Source organism: Synoicihabitans lomoniglobus, assembly GCF_029023725.1.
GTDB lineage: Bacteria > Verrucomicrobiota > Verrucomicrobiia > Opitutales > Opitutaceae > Actomonas > Actomonas lomonigloba.
On sequence record NZ_CP119075.1, the window covers coordinates 2137529 to 2155938 of the forward strand.

Annotated in this window: 18 protein-coding genes; 7 read left to right on the top strand and 11 right to left on the bottom strand. The window is 60.7% G+C overall.

The window, feature by feature from the left end; all coding sequences use genetic code 11:
* Nucleotides 1–9 precede the first annotated feature (9 nt).
* The 3 genes from PXH66_RS08435 to PXH66_RS08445 all read right to left on the bottom strand — a co-directional run bounded on the left by PXH66_RS08435 (nucleotide 10) and on the right by PXH66_RS08445 (nucleotide 3375).
* Nucleotides 10–867 (bottom strand): M48 family metallopeptidase, encoded by an 858-nt coding sequence (locus PXH66_RS08435; protein ID WP_330929627.1) that lies wholly within the window; start codon nucleotides 865–867, stop codon nucleotides 10–12.
* A gap of 58 nt (nucleotides 868–925) precedes the next feature.
* The gene (purH, locus tag PXH66_RS08440) at nucleotides 926–2473 is read right to left on the bottom strand and encodes a bifunctional phosphoribosylaminoimidazolecarboxamide formyltransferase/IMP cyclohydrolase (protein WP_330929628.1); all 1548 of its coding nucleotides are present in this window, start codon (nucleotides 2471–2473) and stop codon (nucleotides 926–928) included.
* A 173-nt stretch (nucleotides 2474–2646) separates the two neighbouring features.
* The gene (locus tag PXH66_RS08445; RefSeq protein ID WP_330929629.1) at nucleotides 2647–3375 is read right to left on the bottom strand and encodes a sulfite exporter TauE/SafE family protein; all 729 of its coding nucleotides are present in this window, start codon (nucleotides 3373–3375) and stop codon (nucleotides 2647–2649) included.
* Nucleotides 3376–3468: 93 nt separating this feature from the next.
* On the opposite strand from PXH66_RS08445, the gene PXH66_RS08450 reads away from it, so the two are divergent.
* Nucleotides 3469–3864 carry an ApaG domain-containing protein gene (locus tag PXH66_RS08450; protein ID WP_330929630.1) on the top strand — a complete coding sequence of 132 codons (396 nt, stop codon included), beginning with the start codon at nucleotides 3469–3471 and terminating at the stop codon, nucleotides 3862–3864.
* A gap of 65 nt (nucleotides 3865–3929) precedes the next feature.
* Entirely contained in the window at nucleotides 3930–5294 is a 1365-nt protein-coding gene (locus PXH66_RS08455; RefSeq protein ID WP_330929631.1) for an MBL fold metallo-hydrolase, read from the top strand.
* A gap of 180 nt (nucleotides 5295–5474) precedes the next feature.
* On the opposite strand, the gene PXH66_RS08460 is transcribed toward PXH66_RS08455, so the two are convergent.
* From PXH66_RS08460 to PXH66_RS08495, 8 genes are all read right to left on the bottom strand, one after another.
* Nucleotides 5475–6200 (bottom strand): hypothetical protein, encoded by a 726-nt coding sequence (locus PXH66_RS08460; RefSeq protein ID WP_330929632.1) that lies wholly within the window; start codon nucleotides 6198–6200, stop codon nucleotides 5475–5477.
* Between the two features lie 180 nt (nucleotides 6201–6380).
* Complete coding sequence (gene secG, locus PXH66_RS08465; RefSeq protein ID WP_330929633.1) at nucleotides 6381–6818, bottom strand: preprotein translocase subunit SecG; 438 nt, start codon at nucleotides 6816–6818, stop codon at nucleotides 6381–6383.
* A 74-nt stretch (nucleotides 6819–6892) separates the two neighbouring features.
* A complete protein-coding gene (locus tag PXH66_RS08470) occupies nucleotides 6893–7852 on the bottom strand; it encodes a ParB/RepB/Spo0J family partition protein (RefSeq protein ID WP_330929634.1) in 960 nt (319 codons plus the stop codon).
* A gap of 5 nt (nucleotides 7853–7857) precedes the next feature.
* Nucleotides 7858–8436 (bottom strand): LysM peptidoglycan-binding domain-containing protein, encoded by a 579-nt coding sequence (locus PXH66_RS08475; protein ID WP_330929635.1) that lies wholly within the window; start codon nucleotides 8434–8436, stop codon nucleotides 7858–7860.
* Between the two features lie 120 nt (nucleotides 8437–8556).
* Nucleotides 8557–9540 carry a methionyl-tRNA formyltransferase gene (gene fmt, locus PXH66_RS08480; protein WP_330929636.1) on the bottom strand — a complete coding sequence of 328 codons (984 nt, stop codon included), beginning with the start codon at nucleotides 9538–9540 and terminating at the stop codon, nucleotides 8557–8559.
* Nucleotides 9530–11029: a ribosome biogenesis GTPase Der gene (gene der / locus PXH66_RS08485; protein ID WP_330929637.1), complete on the bottom strand. Its 1500-nt coding sequence runs from the start codon at nucleotides 11027–11029 to the stop codon at nucleotides 9530–9532. Before der ends, fmt begins: the two co-directional genes overlap by 11 nt.
* A gap of 15 nt (nucleotides 11030–11044) precedes the next feature.
* The gene (locus PXH66_RS08490) at nucleotides 11045–12229 is read right to left on the bottom strand and encodes a pyridoxal phosphate-dependent aminotransferase (protein WP_330929638.1); all 1185 of its coding nucleotides are present in this window, start codon (nucleotides 12227–12229) and stop codon (nucleotides 11045–11047) included.
* A gap of 15 nt (nucleotides 12230–12244) precedes the next feature.
* Nucleotides 12245–12733, bottom strand: a complete 489-nt coding sequence (locus PXH66_RS08495) for an Lrp/AsnC family transcriptional regulator (RefSeq protein ID WP_330929639.1) — start codon at nucleotides 12731–12733, stop codon at nucleotides 12245–12247.
* 136 nt (nucleotides 12734–12869) lie between these two features.
* Between PXH66_RS08495 and ffh the strand changes: the two genes are divergently transcribed.
* From ffh to PXH66_RS08520, 5 genes are all read left to right on the top strand, one after another.
* Nucleotides 12870–14252 carry a signal recognition particle protein gene (gene ffh, locus PXH66_RS08500; protein ID WP_330929640.1) on the top strand — a complete coding sequence of 461 codons (1383 nt, stop codon included), beginning with the start codon at nucleotides 12870–12872 and terminating at the stop codon, nucleotides 14250–14252.
* A 360-nt stretch (nucleotides 14253–14612) separates the two neighbouring features.
* Nucleotides 14613–16340 (top strand): coiled-coil domain-containing protein, encoded by a 1728-nt coding sequence (locus PXH66_RS08505; protein WP_330929641.1) that lies wholly within the window; start codon nucleotides 14613–14615, stop codon nucleotides 16338–16340.
* 126 nt (nucleotides 16341–16466) lie between these two features.
* Nucleotides 16467–17633 (top strand): alpha/beta hydrolase, encoded by a 1167-nt coding sequence (locus PXH66_RS08510; RefSeq protein WP_330929642.1) that lies wholly within the window; start codon nucleotides 16467–16469, stop codon nucleotides 17631–17633.
* A gap of 156 nt (nucleotides 17634–17789) precedes the next feature.
* Nucleotides 17790–18020, top strand: a complete 231-nt coding sequence (locus PXH66_RS08515) for an AbrB/MazE/SpoVT family DNA-binding domain-containing protein (RefSeq protein ID WP_330929643.1) — start codon at nucleotides 17790–17792, stop codon at nucleotides 18018–18020.
* Nucleotides 18020–18409 (top strand): type II toxin-antitoxin system death-on-curing family toxin, encoded by a 390-nt coding sequence (locus tag PXH66_RS08520; protein WP_330929644.1) that lies wholly within the window; start codon nucleotides 18020–18022, stop codon nucleotides 18407–18409. The genes PXH66_RS08515 and PXH66_RS08520 overlap by 1 nt, the downstream gene beginning before the upstream one ends.
* The last annotated feature ends 1 nt before the right edge of the window (nucleotide 18410 follow it).

The window sequence follows — 18410 nt, forward strand, 5'->3', positions numbered from 1 at the left end:
TGCCGAATATTAGGGCGCGCCGATTTCCGTATCAGTCACCGACGCGGGTTCGTCGTAGAATGTGCCATTCTCGATCTTCGCCTTGGTCTCCAAATAGAGCGGCACGTATTTCGGGGCGATTTGCTGAAGATTGCGAATCCGAGTCGCGTTGGACGGGTGCGTGGAAAGCAGTTCCCAAGGTTCCGCCCGGCCTTCATTGGCCTTTTGCATGCGCTGCCAAAAGGTGATCGCCGCCCGGGGATCGTAGCCTGCGCCTGCGGCAAAACGCACGCCGATCGTATCGGCCTCGGATTCATGAACCCGCGAATATTTGAGCAGTCCGACTTGGGCGCCGCCGCCAATGGTGGCCATCGCAATTTGACGTTTCTGCGGATCCATCTCCGCCATCTTCATGCCTTCGTCAGCCACGACCGTGAGTCCGGCGGCCAAAATTTGCTGGGAATAACGTTCGCCGGAATGGCGCGATGAAACGTGCGCGATTTCGTGCCCCATCACGGCGGCCAACTCGTCGTCCGATTCCGCCAAATTGATCAGGCCAGTGTAAACGCCCACCTTGCCACCTGGAAGCGCGAACGCGTTGAGTTCATTGGACTCGAAAACCACGAACTCCCAGTTGGCATTAGGCAAATCGCGTCCCACGGAGCGGGCAATGCGACGGCCGATGCGCGTGATGCGATCGTTAGCCATCACGTTGGTCGAAATTGGTTCACTCTCCTTGATCTGAGCAAAGGCGCTGAGCCCCATCTGCGCTTCCTCGGCGGGCGAGGTGATGATGATCTGCCGGCGGCCGGTTTCCGGGACCGTCGTGCAGCCACCGAAAAATGCGGCGAGGACTCCGATCAGGGCGAGCAGTGGCAGGCGTTTCATGCTCTCCAGCAAACGAACTGTCCCGCGGCGTGCAACTCTCGCTGCACGCCGGTTGCAATTAATGCTTAAAGTGGCGAATGCCCGTGAAGACCATCGCCATGTCGCGCTCGTCGGCCGCGGCAATGACTTCGGCATCACGCACCGAACCGCCCGGCTGAATCGCGCAGGTCGCACCGGCATCGGCCGCCGCAATGAGGCCATCCGCGAACGGAAACAGGGCTTCGCTAGCGACCACCGAACCTTTGAGGTCGAGCCCGGCTTCGCCCGCTTTCCACACCGCGATGCGCGAGCTGTCGACGCGAGCCATTTGGCCAGCCCCAACGCCGAGCGTGCGCTCGCCATTGCAATAGACGATCGAGTTGGACTTCACGTGCTTGCCGATTTTCCAACCGAACAACATGGCCGCCCACTCTTCCTCGGTGGGCTGACGTTTCGTCACGACCTTGAAGTCGGCCACTTTACCGAGCGTGCGATCGCGGTCCTGCAGCAGCACGCCACCGATGACCGAGCGCACTTCCTGCAGCGAGTCCGCCCCGATGCCGTCCTTGGCAATCATGAGGCGCAGATTCTTTTTCTTGGCAAAAATAGCCAACGCTTCGTCGGTAAAACGGGGGGCAATGATCACTTCGGTGAAGATCCCCGCGATGGTCGCGGCGAGTTCCGGGCCCATGGTTTGATTGACGATGATGATGCCGCCAAACGGAGCCTGGCGGTCCGTCGCGAACGCATCTTCCCAGGCTGCCTCCAACGTGTCGGCACTGGCGACGCCGCACGGGTTGGTGTGCTTGAGAATGGCCACGGTCGGCCGCTCGAATTCACCGATGAGGTATGTCGCCGAAGTGATATCGAGGATGTTGTTATAGCTGAGCGCCTTGCCTTGCAGCTGCTCAAAATGTTCGTGGAACGTGCCGTAGAGGGCGGCCTTTTGGTGCGGGTTCTCGCCGTAGCGCAGTTCCTGCGCCTTTTCGAGGTCCATGGACAACACCGCCGGAAAACCGCTGAGTGCTTCCAAGTCGGGCTCGTCGGCCTGCGATTCCAAATAAGCGGCGATCGCGGCATCGTAGCTGGCCGTGCGTTGAAACACTTTCAGCGCAAGATCACGACGAAGTTGCGCCATGGCCGAGTCGTCGCCCATGGCTTCGAGCACGACGTCGTAGTCGGCCGGATCGCACACGACGGTGACCGCCTCGTGATTTTTGGCCGCGCTGCGCAACATCGACGGACCACCGATATCGATATTCTCGATCGCCTCCTCCCGCGTGACGTCCGCTTTCGCCACCGTTTCCTCGAACGGATAGAGGTTCACCACCACCAAATCGATCAACGCGATGTCGTGCGCTTTGGCGGCGTCGAGATGGTCGGCTTTGTCGCGACGGCAGAGCAAGCCGCCGTGGATTTTGGGATGCAGCGTTTTCACGCGACCTTCCATCATTTCGGGGAAACCGGTGTGATCGCTCACTTCCGTGACGGGCAGGCCTTTCTCCGCCAAAAGACGGGCCGTCCCCCCCGTCGAGAGCAGCCGGTAGCCGTGCTGCTGCACCAATGCGGTGGCAAATTCCACCACGCCGCTTTTGTCGCTCACCGAAAGAAGGGCCAGTTTTTCCATTGAACCGGCTTTGTGCGGTCCACCCAAAATACTGGCAAGACCGGATTGGTGGAGAGGTCTGTCGGAGTCGCAAAAGTTGGGGCGTGCGCGCCGAGCACGCCGAGGCAGAGAACCGAGGCTTCCTTCTTGAGTAGCTGCGTTCGGCGGTTTCGGCGAAACCGCCCTACCTCATCCTAGTGATGATGGTCCGGAGTCGTGTTTTCTCCATCCGCGCTCCACATCAGGTGCTCGTGGAACCAGTGATGCACGGCGGGTCGATTCCGCACGATCGTCAACCCACCCAGCGCGATCAAAAGCACGCCCGCCGCCCGCATCAACCACTGGCGCCCGGCTCCACCCAGTTTGGGCAACAACCACGCCGTCGCCGCCAAGCCGGGCAGTGTCGCGAGGCTAAATACCAACGCGCCCGCCACCAACGTCGTCACCGATTGCGTGCCGACCAGATACAGCAGCGCCGCAAACGACAGACCACACGGCAGGAAGCCGTTGATCCAGCCGATGAGCAGCCCTTTGAACGCCGAGGATGATTGGCCGAGCCCGCGCATCACCCCGCACGCTCGCGAACCCTGCCACCACCGCAGAAACGCCTGCGGCATCCGGCGTTCGAACAATTGGCTCAGGCCCAGCGCGATCATGACCAGGCCCACGCCCCATCCGATCGCGCCCTGCACTTGCTCGATCGGTGCCCGCGTGGCGATGAGTCGTGTGGCCGCCATGACCGCGACGCCGACGAAAACGTAACCCAGCCCTTTGCCGACTTGATACGCCACCTGTCGAGCCCACCACCGCGCCCGCCCTCCCGTGCCGCTGCCGGCCGCGATCGCGAACGCGCCGCACATGCCCACGCAGTGCCCGGTGCCCAACAGGGCGAGCAACGCAACGTGACTGAGATCGGCGACCATCTTGGCGCACGATCTGCCTCCTCTTCGCCTTCGCAACGGAATTCCCCGCGAATCCGGTTTGCATCCCCGCCGCCGCCGCATCTGTTTCTCCGCGTGCCCGTCTCTTCGGAATTGCCCGGACTCATCGCTCGTTTGGATCGCTTGGTTTACCACCACGGCGGTTCCTGCCTCCCCCCGGACAAACCGCACGCGTTCGTCTACTTCATTACGGTTCACAACGGTTCCGACCACGCGGTCGACTTGCTCGGACGCAAATGGGTCGTGCAACAAACCGACGGTGAACGCCTCGTGATCGAAGGCGACAAGATCGTGGGCGAGACTCCGCACCTCGAGCCCGGCGAATCGTTTTCCTACAACAGCTACCACGTCACCGGCTGCAATGCGCAGGTCGTCGGGAGCTTTCATGGCACCGACGACACGGGAGCACGAATCCACGTCATCCTGCCGCCGTTCGAGATGAAGATCCCGGACGACGCCCACGCGTCGTAAGATCGGCGGGGGAAAGTTGGTCTTGCTCCGTCGGTAGGCATGGCCCTCGCTGATCCTTTACAAAAATGAAACTACTCGATCTCAACCGCCAGGGCGGTATCGGTGCCAACTGCTTGTTCGTTCAAATTGGCGGCGTTAATTTACTCATAGACAGCGGCTTAAATCCCAAGCACGTCGGCCGCGTCGCCACACCTGACTTCGGAAAAATCCGCGGCGAGCGCGTCGATCTCATCGTTATTACGCACTGCCACTTGGATCATATCGGCAGTGTGCCGGTGGCGATGCGCGAATTTCCCGATGCTCCGGTCATCATGACGGCATCGAGTCGCATCCTCATCGAGCGCATGCTGCACAACTCGACCAACGTGATGAAGCGGCAGAAAGAGGAGAACGATATTCCGGAGTATCCGCTTTTCTCCCACGAGGAAATCGACCGCTGCGCGCGTCGCATGGTCGGCCTGAACTTTGGCATGGTGAAACGTTTTCACGGCGTTGATCCGCGCCATGAAATCGAGATCGTGCTCCACCCGGCCGGTCACGTCGCCGGCGCGTGCGCCCTCGAGGTGCGCCACAAACATCGCGGCATCTTTTTCACCGGTGACGTGTTGTTCGACAACCTGCGCACCCTCCCCGGCGCCCATTTTCCCACCGGTCACTTCGATACCATCGTCACCGAAACCACGCGCGGTCTCACAGAGCGCGAGGTTGGCAAGGAGCGCGTGCACGAGGTCGACGCGCTGATCAAGTCCATCAACGACACCATCGGCCGCGGCGGATCTTTTCTCCTGCCGGTATTTGCCCTTGGGCGCATGCAGGAGATTTTAACGATTCTCCACGATGCCCGACGTTTCGGTAAACTCGTCGACTGCCCGATCATTGGTTCTGGCCTCGGCATCGCGCTGTGCGACTACTTCGACGAGATTCGCCGCAAGACCCAGCACGTGCAGTTCAATCGTTCGACGCTCAAGGAACTCAAGCTCAAGGCCCTTCCCCGCAAGGTGACGCCAGGTCAGGATCCGCAGCGCAACGGTTTGTTCGTGGTGAGCTCCGGCATGCTGGTGGAAAACACGCCCAGCTACGCCCTCGCCTCGGGTCTCCTTGGCCACCACCGCAACACCATCGGCTTTGTCGGTTACTGCGATCCGGACACCCCCGGCGGGAAACTGCTGGAGTGCAAACCCGGCGACGACTTCATCTTCGAAACCGTGCACGTGCGCTCGAAGGTCAAGGCCCGCATCGAACGCTATGAACTGAGCGGTCATGCCGAGCGCGAAGAGTTGCTCGAATTCGCACTACAAGCCACCCCCCGCGCCGTCGTGCTCACCCACGGCGACCCGGCAGCTCGCAAGTGGTTCGAAGGTCAGTTCGCCGCCCGCGGCCCCGACATCAAGGTCCTCGATCCCGTGCCAGGCCAGACCTACCAAGTCTAAGACGGACTGCCCTACTGAGCCTTTCGGTCTCCTCCCCGCGCAATCAGCCGGTAGTAGTTTTTACAGGAGGAAACTGAGTTAAACAGAGCTCGAGCTCAACCTCCGGAGGGACGACTCCCACGTCGTCCGCCGAGGAGTGGCTCAGCTCGTTCGAAAGTCCCCTGCTATCGGGGGGGGCTCCTAAAACCGCTCCACCCGTGCCGGGCTGCGCACGGCATCGCTCAATGCTGCCGGCGCAAACAAGCCGGGCGCAAAATCGAGGTCGAGCGCGGCACCGGTGACCTCGAACCGCACCTTGTCGCGGGTGGCCTCTTCACGCACGTCGATCGATTTCACGATCCACTGATCGCCGAGTTTTTTGAGGTCGAGCACCGTGAGTTTGCGCTGCGGTTGTTCGTCAGCGTCGAGAATCACGGCCTGCACGAGTGCATTGAACTGCGCATCCAAGTGCAACCGCACGCCCGCGATGTGATCGTGGGCCGCCGCGAATTCAGCCGGTGGATACATCAAAAACGCATGCACCGCCCGGCCTCGCACTTTGGTCACCCCTTCGTAAACAAAGTCGTCCCAGTAAACGAACGGCATCTGCAGCTCGAACATGGACAGATTGGTCGCGCCGATGGGATCCAGTAGTTGCGCGGCACTCAATCGCTCGACCTGCGCCGTCGGTTCATCCGCCTGGTAGCGCCAGGCGGCGGATTCCGGTCCGTTTTGGCCCAACAACACTTCGGACTCCGCGCCGTCGACCGGCGCATTGATACTGGCCCGAAATACGGGTCCTTGGATGGTGCGCGATCCCCACATCCGCCCCGTCACCACGGAGCGCTCTCCCTTGCGCGGGAGCACTTCGAGGTCGAACTCAAGGAAATAGTCCCCCGGCAGACCCAGGCCGCGAAAGGTGGCCATGATCTCGCGCCCCCTTGCCGGGTCGGCATCCTGCACCGAGATGTAACGCGGCTCCAAGCGGTTTCGTTTATGCTGGGCCGATGCGGTCCCAACCGAACCACAAAAAAGGCAGACCACCACGGCGGTCTGCCAAAATTGAAATGAGAAACTGCGCGTCATGAACAGGCGCAGACTCGGAAATCAGTTGCCGGGTTCCGTGGTCGCCGGGACTTCCTCGGCGGCGGCATTTTCGACGGTGGTCTTCACGGCTTCGCCATTGGCTTCCATCGCATCCATCGTGGCGGGAGCGAAGAGGTCGTCGGGCGTCGCAGTGGAGGCATCGGCCGGGGCTTCGATGGTCGGCAGCGCGGACTCAGCTTCGGCAACCGCGTTGTTACGCACGTAAATATGGCCCAAGTAGAGCAGCAGGCTGAGCACGAAGAACGCGATCGCGGCCTTGATCGTCGCGCCGGTAAGCACGTTGCCGGTGTCGGCTCCGAAGGTGGCTTCGGCGGCGCCACCACCCAAGGCGGAGCCCATACCGCCGTCGTTTTTGGCCTTTTGCATCAGGACCAAAAGCACCATGGCGAGGGATACAACGATCAGAACAAGCGTGAAGAGCGCGATGAGGAGATTCATGGAAAAGGGTTAACTGATCAGTTTGCCCCGGGTCTTGTCAATGCCAGGGTCAGGTCGGTTCCGCCGCCTCCGAATCAAGCCTCCAAGCCGAGTCGTTCGAGGATGCGCTGGAGGTCGTCGTTCCCGGCGTATCGGATAACGATCTGTCCGCGTTTACCGGAATGTTTGAGCGCCACCCGCGCCCCGAGGTGGGACGTAAGTTTTTTCTCAATGCCGTTGATGGCCGCAGCTTCGGCGGGGGTGCCGCCCTTTTGGGCGGATTTCTTGCCGCCGCTGCCCCCGGCTTTTTTGTCCTGCACCAGTTTTTCGGTGCCGCGCACACTCAACCCATCCTCGATCACGCGGCGCGCCATGATGGCGCGTTCGGCGGGCGCTTCCACGCCCAGCAACACCTTGGCATGACCTACACTCAAAATGGATTTGGCGACGTAGCCCTGGAGTTCGGCATCGAGATTCAGCAAGCGCAACGTGTTCGCCACGCTGGCGCGACTCTTCCCCACCCGGTCGGAGGCCTGTTCCTGCGTGAGATCAAAATCGCGAATCAAGCTGGCGTAACCGTAAGCTTCTTCGATCGCGTTGAGGCCTTCGCGCTGCAAATTCTCGATCAGGCCCAACGCGGCGGATGACGCGTTGCTGGCTTCGACGACCCGCGCCGGAATCGTCTTGAGTTTGAGCACCTGATAAGCGCGCCAACGACGTTCACCCGCGATGAGCTCATATTTCCCCGCCTTGAGTTTACGAACGACGATCGGTTGGAGCAGACCCTCGGCCTTGATGCTCTCCGCGAGTTCACTGAGGTGCTCGGGTTTGATTTCACGGCGGGCCTGATACGGGCTCGGCTCGATCTGGGTGACCGTGATGTCTTCGAACCCGGCGGCTGGCGCCGGGGAGGCTTGATTGTCCGACGCTTTGCCGGAGCCGCTCTTCAGCGGTCCGACAGTTTTCGCGGCGGCTTGGGCGGTGGGGGATTTCGAAGCGGCACCGGCGATAAGTCCGCCGAGGCCGCGACCGAGGCGGGATTTTGAAGCTGCCATGGTAATTAGTTTCCGCCCGGAATGAAAAGCGTCTGGCCGACCTGGATCTTGGTCGGATCGGTGATCCGGTTGGCGTTCTGAATGTCCTTAATGGTGGATTTAAACCGGCTCGCGATGCTCGAGAGTGTGTCGCCTTTTTGAATGGTGTAACTCAAGCCCTCCTTGGGAAAATCGTCGGTAAACGTGGGCGTGCTAATCGTCTTTCGCACCGTCAGGTTCTTGGCCAGGTCGTCGAGGGCGCTGTTGGTTTCCTGGGCGAGCTTTTGGATCGCGGCGCTTAATTGGGAGCGCGTCGTGCTGTCGCCGGAGCGGATCGATTGATTGATCTCGGCCACGGCATCGTTGAGTTGGGAAACGGTTGCGTAGGTGGTTTCGAGTCCATCCGTGGCTCCCATCAACGCCGCGTTTTCACGTTCCAGTTGTTCGATGCGCAGGGCCATGCTGCCCATGCGTTGCGAGAGGAGGCGCACGTCTTCACGTAAACCGGCCACCGTTCCGCCTAAACTTTGCTGTTGCTGAACTTGGGCGAAAACCGGGGCGCTCGCGACCAAAGTCAGCAGTCCAATCAACGCTGATTTCATCATGGACGGACAGTTTGGGAAAAAGCCCTCGCGAAAACAAGCGGCTTGTCAGGAAACGATCGAGAGGAGACGAGCCGCGAGATCGGACGGATGGTCGGCGCGAACGATATCTCGCAGTCTAGCTCACTTGTGGCTCCGCGTGACGAGCGGAGGCATGGGCCTCGACGGTAGCACGGTCCCCGGTTCAACCGGAAACCCGCGCAGAAAATCAGGTGCCGACAACATTCGCCCTCCGGGACGCTGGAGGCGCAGCAATCGCACACTCCCCTCCCCGCAGCCCACGACGAGGGTGTCGTCGGGCGCAGGCAGGACGTGGCCGATTTCACCCGCCGCTTCGGCCACTTCGGCCAAGCCCAACTTAACAATCTGCCCCGCGATCTCGATCCGACATCCCGGCCATGGGAACAGGCCGTTGATGCGGACGGCCACTTCGGCGGCCGGGCGCGAAAAATCGATCACCCCGTCGTCCTTGACCAGCCGACGGCAGAACGTCGCCGCAGCGTGGTCTTGTTCGGTAAACTCGAGGGTGCCGGCGGCGAGGGCGGCGAGATTGCGCGCCACCAGCGGCACGCAAGCAGCCGAGAGTTTGGCCTCCACGTCGAGCGCCGTGTCGTGCGGTTCAATGCTGACACGCTCCATATCGGCGACCGGCCCCGCATCGAGTTCGCGCACAATGCGCATTAAAGCGACCCCGGTTTCTGCATCGCCGCTGGCCACCGCGCACTGGATCGGCGAAGCCCCGCGGTAATGCGGCAGCAGAGACGCATGCAAATTGAGCGTGCCGAGTCGCGGCGTCTCGATAAACGCCTCCCGGAGGATGTGCCCATACGCCATCACCAACGCGACATCGGGTGAATCCGCCGCCAGTGCTTCGCGCTCGGCGGCCGTGAGCTTCTCCGGCTGCCGCACCGGTATGCCGTGTGCGATCGCCCACTGCTTGATACCGTTGGCCACCACCTTCTGCCCCCGGCCCACCGGACGGTCGGGCTGGGTGTAAATGTTCGTAATACGAACTTTTGCGTCCCCTTCGCCCATGAGCCAATCAAGGAGCGGCAGGGCGATGGGGTCGGACCCCATGAACACGACTTTCAGCGGCTCAGTCTTCAAGGGTCTCAAATCCGTCGCCGAAATCGTCGTCCGCGCCAGCCCCACCCGCCGGTGGTTTGGTGGATTTGCGCAACGGACCGTGTTTGCCGCGGTCCTTGTGCTTTTCCTTCCCGATCAGCCGGAACAACATCGGACAGCCTTCCAGGCCAAATTCGTTGACGATACCGCGTTCGAGATAGCGCCGGTAGTTCTCGGGCAACTTCTCCTCGCGATTGCAGAAAATGCGAAAACGAAACGGGCGGTTGCCGGTCTGGGTGGCGTAGTAGATCTTAAAACGGCGGCCTCCGATGGCGGGCGGCGGCATGCGCTCGGTGAGTTTCACAATCAACGCGTTGAGCCGCGCCGTCGGAATCTTCATGTCGAGCAACCGGTTGATTTTGACCGCCGAATTGAGCATGCGATCGATCTCGAATGCGCTGACCGCCGACACAAAAATGACCGGTGAACCGGGAGTGAAGAACAGCCGCTCAAACAGGGCCTTCTCGTATTTTTCCCGGTAGTCGCGCTCGTTTTTATACATCTGCGTGGAGATGTCGTCGTCCTTGAAGGCTTCGAGCACGAGGTCCCATTTATTCACCACGACGATGATGGGTTTGCTCTCCTTGACGGCTTCGCCCGCAATGGCTTTGTCCTGCTGAGTGATGCCTTCCAGCGCGTCGACAACCATGTAAATGACGTCGGCTTTCTGGATCGAATCGAGGGCGCGCAACCGCGAAAAATATTCGACCGGCGAAGCGAGTTTCGTATTGGCCTTGATGCCGGCGGTATCGATCAACGTGAAGTCGATCAGCTTGTTGTTGCGGGCCTTGAACTGAAACGGAAGTTCCACGGCATCGCGGGTGGTGCCCGCGGTCGCACTCACGATCAAACGATCGCTCTTCAACAACCGGTTGCTCAGGGAGGACTTGCCGACATTCGGCCGTCCGATGAAACAGACGCAGAGGGGATCCCGGGCGGTTTTGTCGGCGGTGTCTTCGTCCTCCGGGACGGGGGGGCCGATATGGGAAATGATGGTTTCGCGCAGGTCGGCCTCTCCGCGTCCGTGTTCGGCTGAGACCTGCACCGGCTCCCCGAGGCCGAGCCGATAGATGTCCGCGAAATCAATTTTCTCCTCTCCGAAATCGGCCTTGTTGATGACGACCTGCACGGTCTTTTTGGAACGACGCAGCATCGAGGCAATGCGGGTGTCGAGCGCAGTGAGCCCCTCGATCCCGTCGACGACGAACAAGATCAAATCGGCGGCCGCGATGGCGAAGTCGACCTGTTGTTCGGACGCGGCCGTGAGCTCGGCGGTGCTCTCCCCGCCGACCAGCCCGAGACCGCCGGTGTCGAGCAGCGTGTAACCGCCATCGGCCACATCGAAACTGATCACGTCGCGCGTGATGCCGGGTTGGTCGTGCACGATGGTCACGCGCCGCTTGGCCAAGCGGTTGAATAGACGGCTCTTCCCCACGTTGGGGCGTCCGACAATGGCTACGTTACGTGACATCGATTGACTCCTGATTTAGTTCTTACGGCGCTCAATAAAGCGCTCCATGCGGTCGCAGGCGACGATAAGCTGTTCGTAACCCGTGGCAAAACAAGCGCGCACATGGCCCTGACCTCCGTGACCAAAGGCGGTGCCCGGCACGACGGCGACCTTCTCTTCTTTGAGCAGACCGACGGAGAACGATTTTTCGTCCATGCCCACTCCGGTGGTCTGGGGAAACGCGTAAAACGAGCCGCGCGGGGAATGGCAGGCCAGCCCCATGGCATTGAAACGACGCACCACCAAGTCACGACGACGATGGTATTGCTCGCGCATTCTGGCCACCGCGTCCTCGCCGTGGCGCAGGGCTTCGAGCGCACCTTCCTGCGCGATGATCGAAGCGCACATCATGGCGTATTGATGCACCTTCATCATGGCGTCGATCAATACCGCCGGTCCGCACGCATAGCCGATGCGCCAGCCGGTCATGGCAAACGCCTTGGAAAAACCGTGCAGGAAAATCGTGCGTTCCGCCATGCCCGGCAGTGAGGCGATGCTGGTGTGCACACCGTCGAATGTGAGTTCCGAGTAGATTTCGTCGCTCAGCACGAGCAGATCCTTTTCCCGGGCGAACGCGGCGATCTTTTCGAGCTGCTCCTTGGTGCAGGTGCCGCCGGTCGGATTGCACGGCAGGTTGAGCATCAGGATCTTCGCTCCGGGTTGCCAGGCCTCTTCGAGGGCCTCGGCCGTCAGCGCAAAATTATCCTTGGCGTAGGTCGGCACCGCGATGGCTTCACCATGGGCGAGCTGGATGCTGGGATGGTAGGACACGTAACACGGCTGATGATACATGACCTTGTCGCCGGGATTGACGAAGGCGCGAAACGCCAAATCGAGCGCCTCCGACACACCGACCGTCACGATGACCTGATCTTCCGGGCGGTAATCGACACTGAAGTGTTTGCTGACGTAGCGGGAAATCTCCTGCCGCAGCTCGGGCATGCCGAGGTTGGACGTGTAGTAGGTCTTCCCCTTTTCGAGGGCGTAGATGGCGTGCTCGCGGATGTGCCACGGCGTCGTGAAGTCGGGCTCGCCGACGCCGAGGGAGATCACATCCTCGTTTTTCATCTTGGCGACGAGTTCGAAAAAATCGCGGATGCCGCTCTTGGGTAGCGTGGACACGTGTCCCGCCACCCATTTTTCGGGATTGGCTGATTCCATGGTCGTGCGGTCGCCTTAGGGAGCGACGTTGAGGCGGCTGCTGGAGCCGGACTCGGTTTCGAGCAGGAAGCCCTGATCCTTGTAGCAACGGAGCAGAAAATGGGTCGCGGTGGAAAGCACGCCCTCGATCGAGGACAGTTTTTCCGAAACGAAGGCAGCCACCTTTTGCAGGGATTTGCCGCGCACGATCACGAGCAGATCGTAGCCGCCGGAGACGAGCATGCAGGTGTGCACCTCGTCGAACCGGCTGATGCGTTCAGCCAGGCGGTTGAACCCGCCGTCACGCTCAGGCGTGATCCGCACTTCGATCACGGCTTCGACGGCCGCCTCGGCTGCTGCCTCCCGGGAGAGATCGAGCACTGGACGCCAGCCGAGGAAGATTTTATCTTTTTTCAGCTGTTCCAGATGCTGTTCGACTTCGGCTTCGGTGATACCAGCCACCTGCGCCATTTGCGCAGTGGAGAGGCTACCGCCTTCGAGTAACAGCTTGAGAACAGGGTTCATAGGAACGGCAGCTTCACAGAGAGCGACGGCAGGAATCGACTAAAATCTTCGGCGGCCGAAAATCAGAACCAGCACAGTGGTTGAAATTTTGTGTTCAGTCCGCGGAGAAGCTCGTTCCTACTCTGCTCCTTTACGCATGTTCGAGACCCTCAGCGACAAACTTTCCTCCGCCCTCCGCAACGTCCGCGGCGTCGGTAAACTCAGTGAAGACAACATGGCCGACGCCCTCAAAGAGGTGCGCACGGCCCTGCTTTCGGCCGACGTCCATTTCAAGGTCGCCCGCCAATTCGTCGACAAAGTGCGCGAACAGGTCGTGGGCCAGGAGGTGCTCAAGGGCGTCACCCCCGGGCAGCAGATCATCAAGATCATCAGCGACGAGCTGGAGCAATTGCTCGGATCGGGCGAGACCCAGCTCAACCCCAAGAAGCCCCTGAAGGTGCTCATGGTCGGCCTTCACGGCTCGGGTAAGACCACCTCGACCGCGAAGCTGGGACGGTTGTTGAAAAAGAAGGGCTATGCGTCGCCCCACGTCGTGGCCTGCGATATCTACCGTCCGGCCGCCATCGACCAGTTGGAAATCCTCGCCCAGGCCAATGAACTCGGTTTCACGTGCGACCGCACGTCGAAGGATGTGCCTGCCATCGGTCGCGCCGGGTTGGCGGCCGCGAAAGCCGCTGGCTCCGAGCTCATCATTTTTGACACCGCCGGTCGCCTCCAGATCGACGAGGATCTCATCAAAGAGGTGCAACGCCTGAAGGACGTCGTCGTGCCGGACGAAATCATCCTCGTCGCCGACGGTGCCCTCGGTCAGGAAGCCGTCAATGTGGCCAAGGCGTTTCACGAAGCGCTTGGGTTGACCGGCCTGATTCTCACGAAACTCGACGGTGACGCCCGCGGCGGTGCCGCGCTTTCGATCAAATCGATCACCGGTGTGCCGATCAAATTCGTCGGTGTCGGCGAGAAGACGGAGGATTTCGAGACGTTCCATCCCGACCGTCTCGCGTCCCGGATACTCGGCATGGGTGACGTGGTTTCCCTCGTCGAGAAGGCCCAGGAGAACATCGACGAAAAAGAAGCCGAGCGCATGGCGGAGAAACTCCGCAAGGCCGACTTCAACCTCGAAGACTTTCTGGCCCAGATGCAGCAGGTCAAAAAAATGGGCTCGATGCAGAGCATCATGGGCATGCTGCCCGGCATGAACAACGTGCAGCTCGACGACGGTCATGAGAAGCAAATGGGCCGCACCGAAGCCATCATCCAGTCGATGACCCTCCAGGAACGCCGCAAGCCGATGATCCTCAACGGCAGCCGTCGCATGCGCATCGCCAACGGCGCGGGTGTCAAAGTCGTCGAGGTCAACCAACTGCTGAAACAATTCCAGCAGATGCAGAAAATGATGAAGATGATGAAGGGCAGCAAAGGCCGTAAGATGATGAAAAAGATGCAGGGCATGGGCGGCGCAGGCATGCCGGGTATGGGTGGTGGCGCCGGCGGCATGCCCAAGCTCCCCGGCATGTAATCGGGTCGCCGGCCGCGGTCCGCAGGGAACGTCGTGGGACGGGACGGTCTACGAACCACTACCGACCCGTCCCGCCGCGGCCTTTTCGTCGCTTCCTGACTCCAAGCATGGAGATGCGCTTGGTTCGTGCGATCGCGGAATCGATCGCGACCATACGTGCCTGATCGGATAGATCCAAACGGACCTATCTGGTTAATATGCAGATTGATAAGAAATTTACAATTTGGCTCGCATGCACCGCTCTGATGCTTGTTGGTTATAATACCCCTGCATGTTATTACTATGTTTTAGGGGCGTATTAACCCTTACTCCCATCCAGCTATGATTCCATTCTTCTCCGGGCTAACCAGGCAATCGCTCATGCGAACTGCCCGCCTCCTGCTCCTTTCGATCGTATTATCCGCGCCGACGTTCGCCGATGAGACCTACTCGATTTCCGGGTCAGACGGCACCTATGATTTCCAAGCTACGGTGACCGTAAACACCAACGCGCCCACCTACTACTACAACGGCGGGAGTTACGGAGATTATCTTCTCTATCAGAGCACCGCAATCAGCGCTGCGACCATGACCGTGAGTCACACCAGCTCGGGTTCGACCTATTTCCAGAAAACCAACTCCACCGCCTATCAGAGTGAAGCCTATGTGCTGGGAAACTATGGCAATCAGGATCGTTTGCTGCTCCGGTTTCGCGACGCCAACAACTACTACCACTACATCGATATTTACTGGAATGCCGCAGGCTCGGCCATCCCCGCGAATGACCAACTCCCGTCCGGCTCGCTCCCGTCTCCGAACCGCATCTACGTCTATTCCGCCAATAACCCCAACTTCGGCCGGAACTTCACCCAAAACCTGAGCATTTCGGGAGGACCCAATGCCAACGACGAAGCCCTCGCCGAACTGCAGGCCGAAATTGACGATTTGACGCAACAGCTGGCTGATGCCAACGCCGCCCTCACCACCGCCATCGATGAATTGGAGGCGTGCAATGATGAAGCCGATGCGCTCACCGCCCAAATCGTTGCCTTGAACGGCGAAGTCGACGCCCTCACCGCCGACAAAATGGCACTGCAGGCAACGATCGATTCCCTCAATGCCCAGGTCGCGAATCTGGAAGCTCAAGTCACCGCCCTCACCGGCGACCTCGCGGCCGCCAATGCCACGATTGACAGCCAATCCTCCACCATCGCGGCCAACGCCGCGGAAATCGCGGCGCTGACCACGGACTTGCAGCAGACCCAGTCGGAGTTGACTGCCACTCAAGCGACGCTGGCGACGACCGAAGCAGAACTCGTCACCACGCAAACGACCTTGGCATCGACCGAATCGACCTTGGCGGACACCGAGTCCACGCTCGCCGCGACAGAAGCCACGCTGGCGGCCACGGAAGATGAACTCGCCTCGACCCAAGCAGAGTTGGACGCAACCGCCACGGCCCTCGCCACCACCGAGGCCACCCTCGCGTCGACCGAGTCGACGTTGGCCGCGACTCAGGCCTCCCTCGATGATACCGCCGCCGCCCTCGCTGCCGCCGAAGCCACCGTCTCGGAACAGGCCGGCACCATTGCGGGGCTGGAATCTGAACTTACCACGGCCCAGGACACGATTTCCGGTCTCACCTCGGACCTCGATGCAGCCCACGCCAGCATTGCCAGTCTGCAAGTTGACCTCGCGTCCGCCAATGCGTCGATCGCCGCACTGGAAGCCGATCTTGCCGCCACCCAGGCCCTGTTGAGCAACGCGCTCGCGGCCAATGCCGCCCTCACCGCCGACCTCGCCTCGGCTCAGGACACCATCGCCAATCAAGCCACCTCCATCGCCGGTCTCGAATCGAGCCTGGCCACCAGCGAAGCCGAATCCGCCGCCCTTGGCGCAGCTCTCGGCAACGTCGACGGTGCGTTGGAAGCCTTCGAGGCTGCCTACCGCGCTGAATTCGACGCGAGCTTCAGCCTCGCCGGGGACACCTCCGCCGCCCGCCTGACGTCGCTGATCTCTGCGCTCGATGGCCTTAACTACGGCCAACGCCAGGCGATCTACAATTTGCTCGCCGGCAACAAGGCTCCGAACAAGGGCAAAAAGAAGTAGAACGCTTCCGAGTCTGACTCTCGTTTTGGCCCGGCCCTTTTTGGGGGCCGGGCTTTATCGTTTACTCAGCTGAGACTTTACGGACGTTCCGAAAGCGATCACCAACAGACTCGCTTTCCCCACCCCATGAAATCCCGTCCTCTCCGTGCCGTAGGCATCGCGGCGCTCGTCGCGCTTTGCCCCTTTCTGAATTCGCTCGAAGCCGCCGAGCTGCCGCCGGTCCCCGCCGCCATGGGCATCCCGACCGCAGGTCCGGCGGCCGCCCCCGGGTCGCCTTATGCGCCGCAAGCTTTGGCTCCCGGTGGTGTGGTCATGACGCTGTTTCCGCCGGATTCCCCTTATCTGAAACCCGACCGTATCCACGAAGCCGAGACCTACGGTTTTTACGGCGGTGCCCTGCCCGGCTATCTGGTCAATATCCACAACCCGTCGATCGAGTTTCACGCCGGTAACGGGGAGCTGAATACCGGCACCGCGATCATCCTCGTGGCGGGCGGCGGTCACAACAAACTGAACATTTTTGGCGAAGGCTCGGCCATGATTCCGTATTTCGGCAGCCGCGGCATCAGCACCATTCTTCTGCGCAACCGCCTGCGCAGCGACGGCTATGACCCGAAAACCGACGGCGTCCATGATCTCCAGCAAGCCGTGAAACTCGTGCGCGCGCATGCCGAACAGTGGAACATCGATCCCAACAAGATCGGCGTGCTGGGTTTCTCCGCCGGAGCCGAACTCTGCGCCGCCGCCTCGCTCTACTATGACGAGTTTGATGCCAAAAACGACATGCCGGAGAACCCGCTGGCCAAGATCTCGTCGCGACCCGATTTCAACGGACTGGTCTATCCCGGTCCGTCGCCCTTCTTTTTCGCGTTTGAGGATCAACCGTCGATCCCCGCCGATTCCCCTCCCGCGTTTTTCACCGGCCCCGGTTGGGGTGACTGGATTCACGCGCTTTGGGCTACGGAGTATTTCACCGCGTTGCTCAATGACGGCGTGCCCAATGTGGAACTGCACATCTACGCGCGCGGTGTGCATCCGGGCGATCGCGGCAAACCCGGTCAGGCGCCCGCCACCGGCGGCATCACGCTGCGCGACGGTGTGGGCTTTGGCACCTGGCAGGAACGTTATATGGACTGGCTCGATGACCTCGGCTTCACCGGCAAACCCGGTGAAGTCACCCGCGCGGCCCTCGACATTGCGGCCAACCTCGATCGCGAGAGCCCGATGGACGTCCTGCAGGAACGCATGGCCGAACGTCGCGCCGCCGCCGCAGCCGAGCAAAAGGACAAGTAACCCCTTCGCCAGGCGCTTTCCCCAAGTCGGCCCATCCGTCCATCCGTCTTCCGCCGGAAAGTGTAACCATTATGGTTACACTTTCCGGGCGGTGCCCGGCTCGCAAAGACCGTCTTGGGTCTGGACATTGCTGTTATAACATCCGTTATACCACCTATGGCTTACACGACCAAAGTGCGCAAAATCGGTAATTCTCTCGGTGTCATTCTCCCGAAGGAGGCCTTGGCGGATTTGCAGGTCGAAGAAGGTCAGGCGCTGTATTTGACGAAAGCAGCGGATGGAAGTCTTCGCGTGACGGCTGGCGACGACGAGTTCGCTCGTCAGATGGCAGCAGGCCAGGACTTGATGAACCGCTACCGCAACACCCTCAAGGAACTCGCCAAGTGATGGAGCCCACGTGGCTGCTGCGCGAAACTGTCCTCACGTTGCACGAGCAGTCATTGGCTTTGTTCGGCGGTCTAGCCGGGATTCGTGACGAAGTCATGCTCGATTCCGCGCTAAAGCGACCGGAGGACCTGTGGTATTATTCGAAGCCGACGCTTCCTGAATTGTCGGCGTCCTACGCGTTTGGGTTGGCCAAGAATCATCCCTTCTTTGACGGCAATAAGCGGATCGCATTTTTGGCTGCGGTCACGTTTCTCGAAGTCAATGGCCGCAGGTTCAAGGGGTCCGAAGTAGAAGCGATTTTGAACACGCTCGCGCTCGCGGCGGGCGAACTCGATGAAAAAGGGTTCGCCGCTTGGCTCGAAGTCAGCTCCACCGCCCCAACATCCTGAC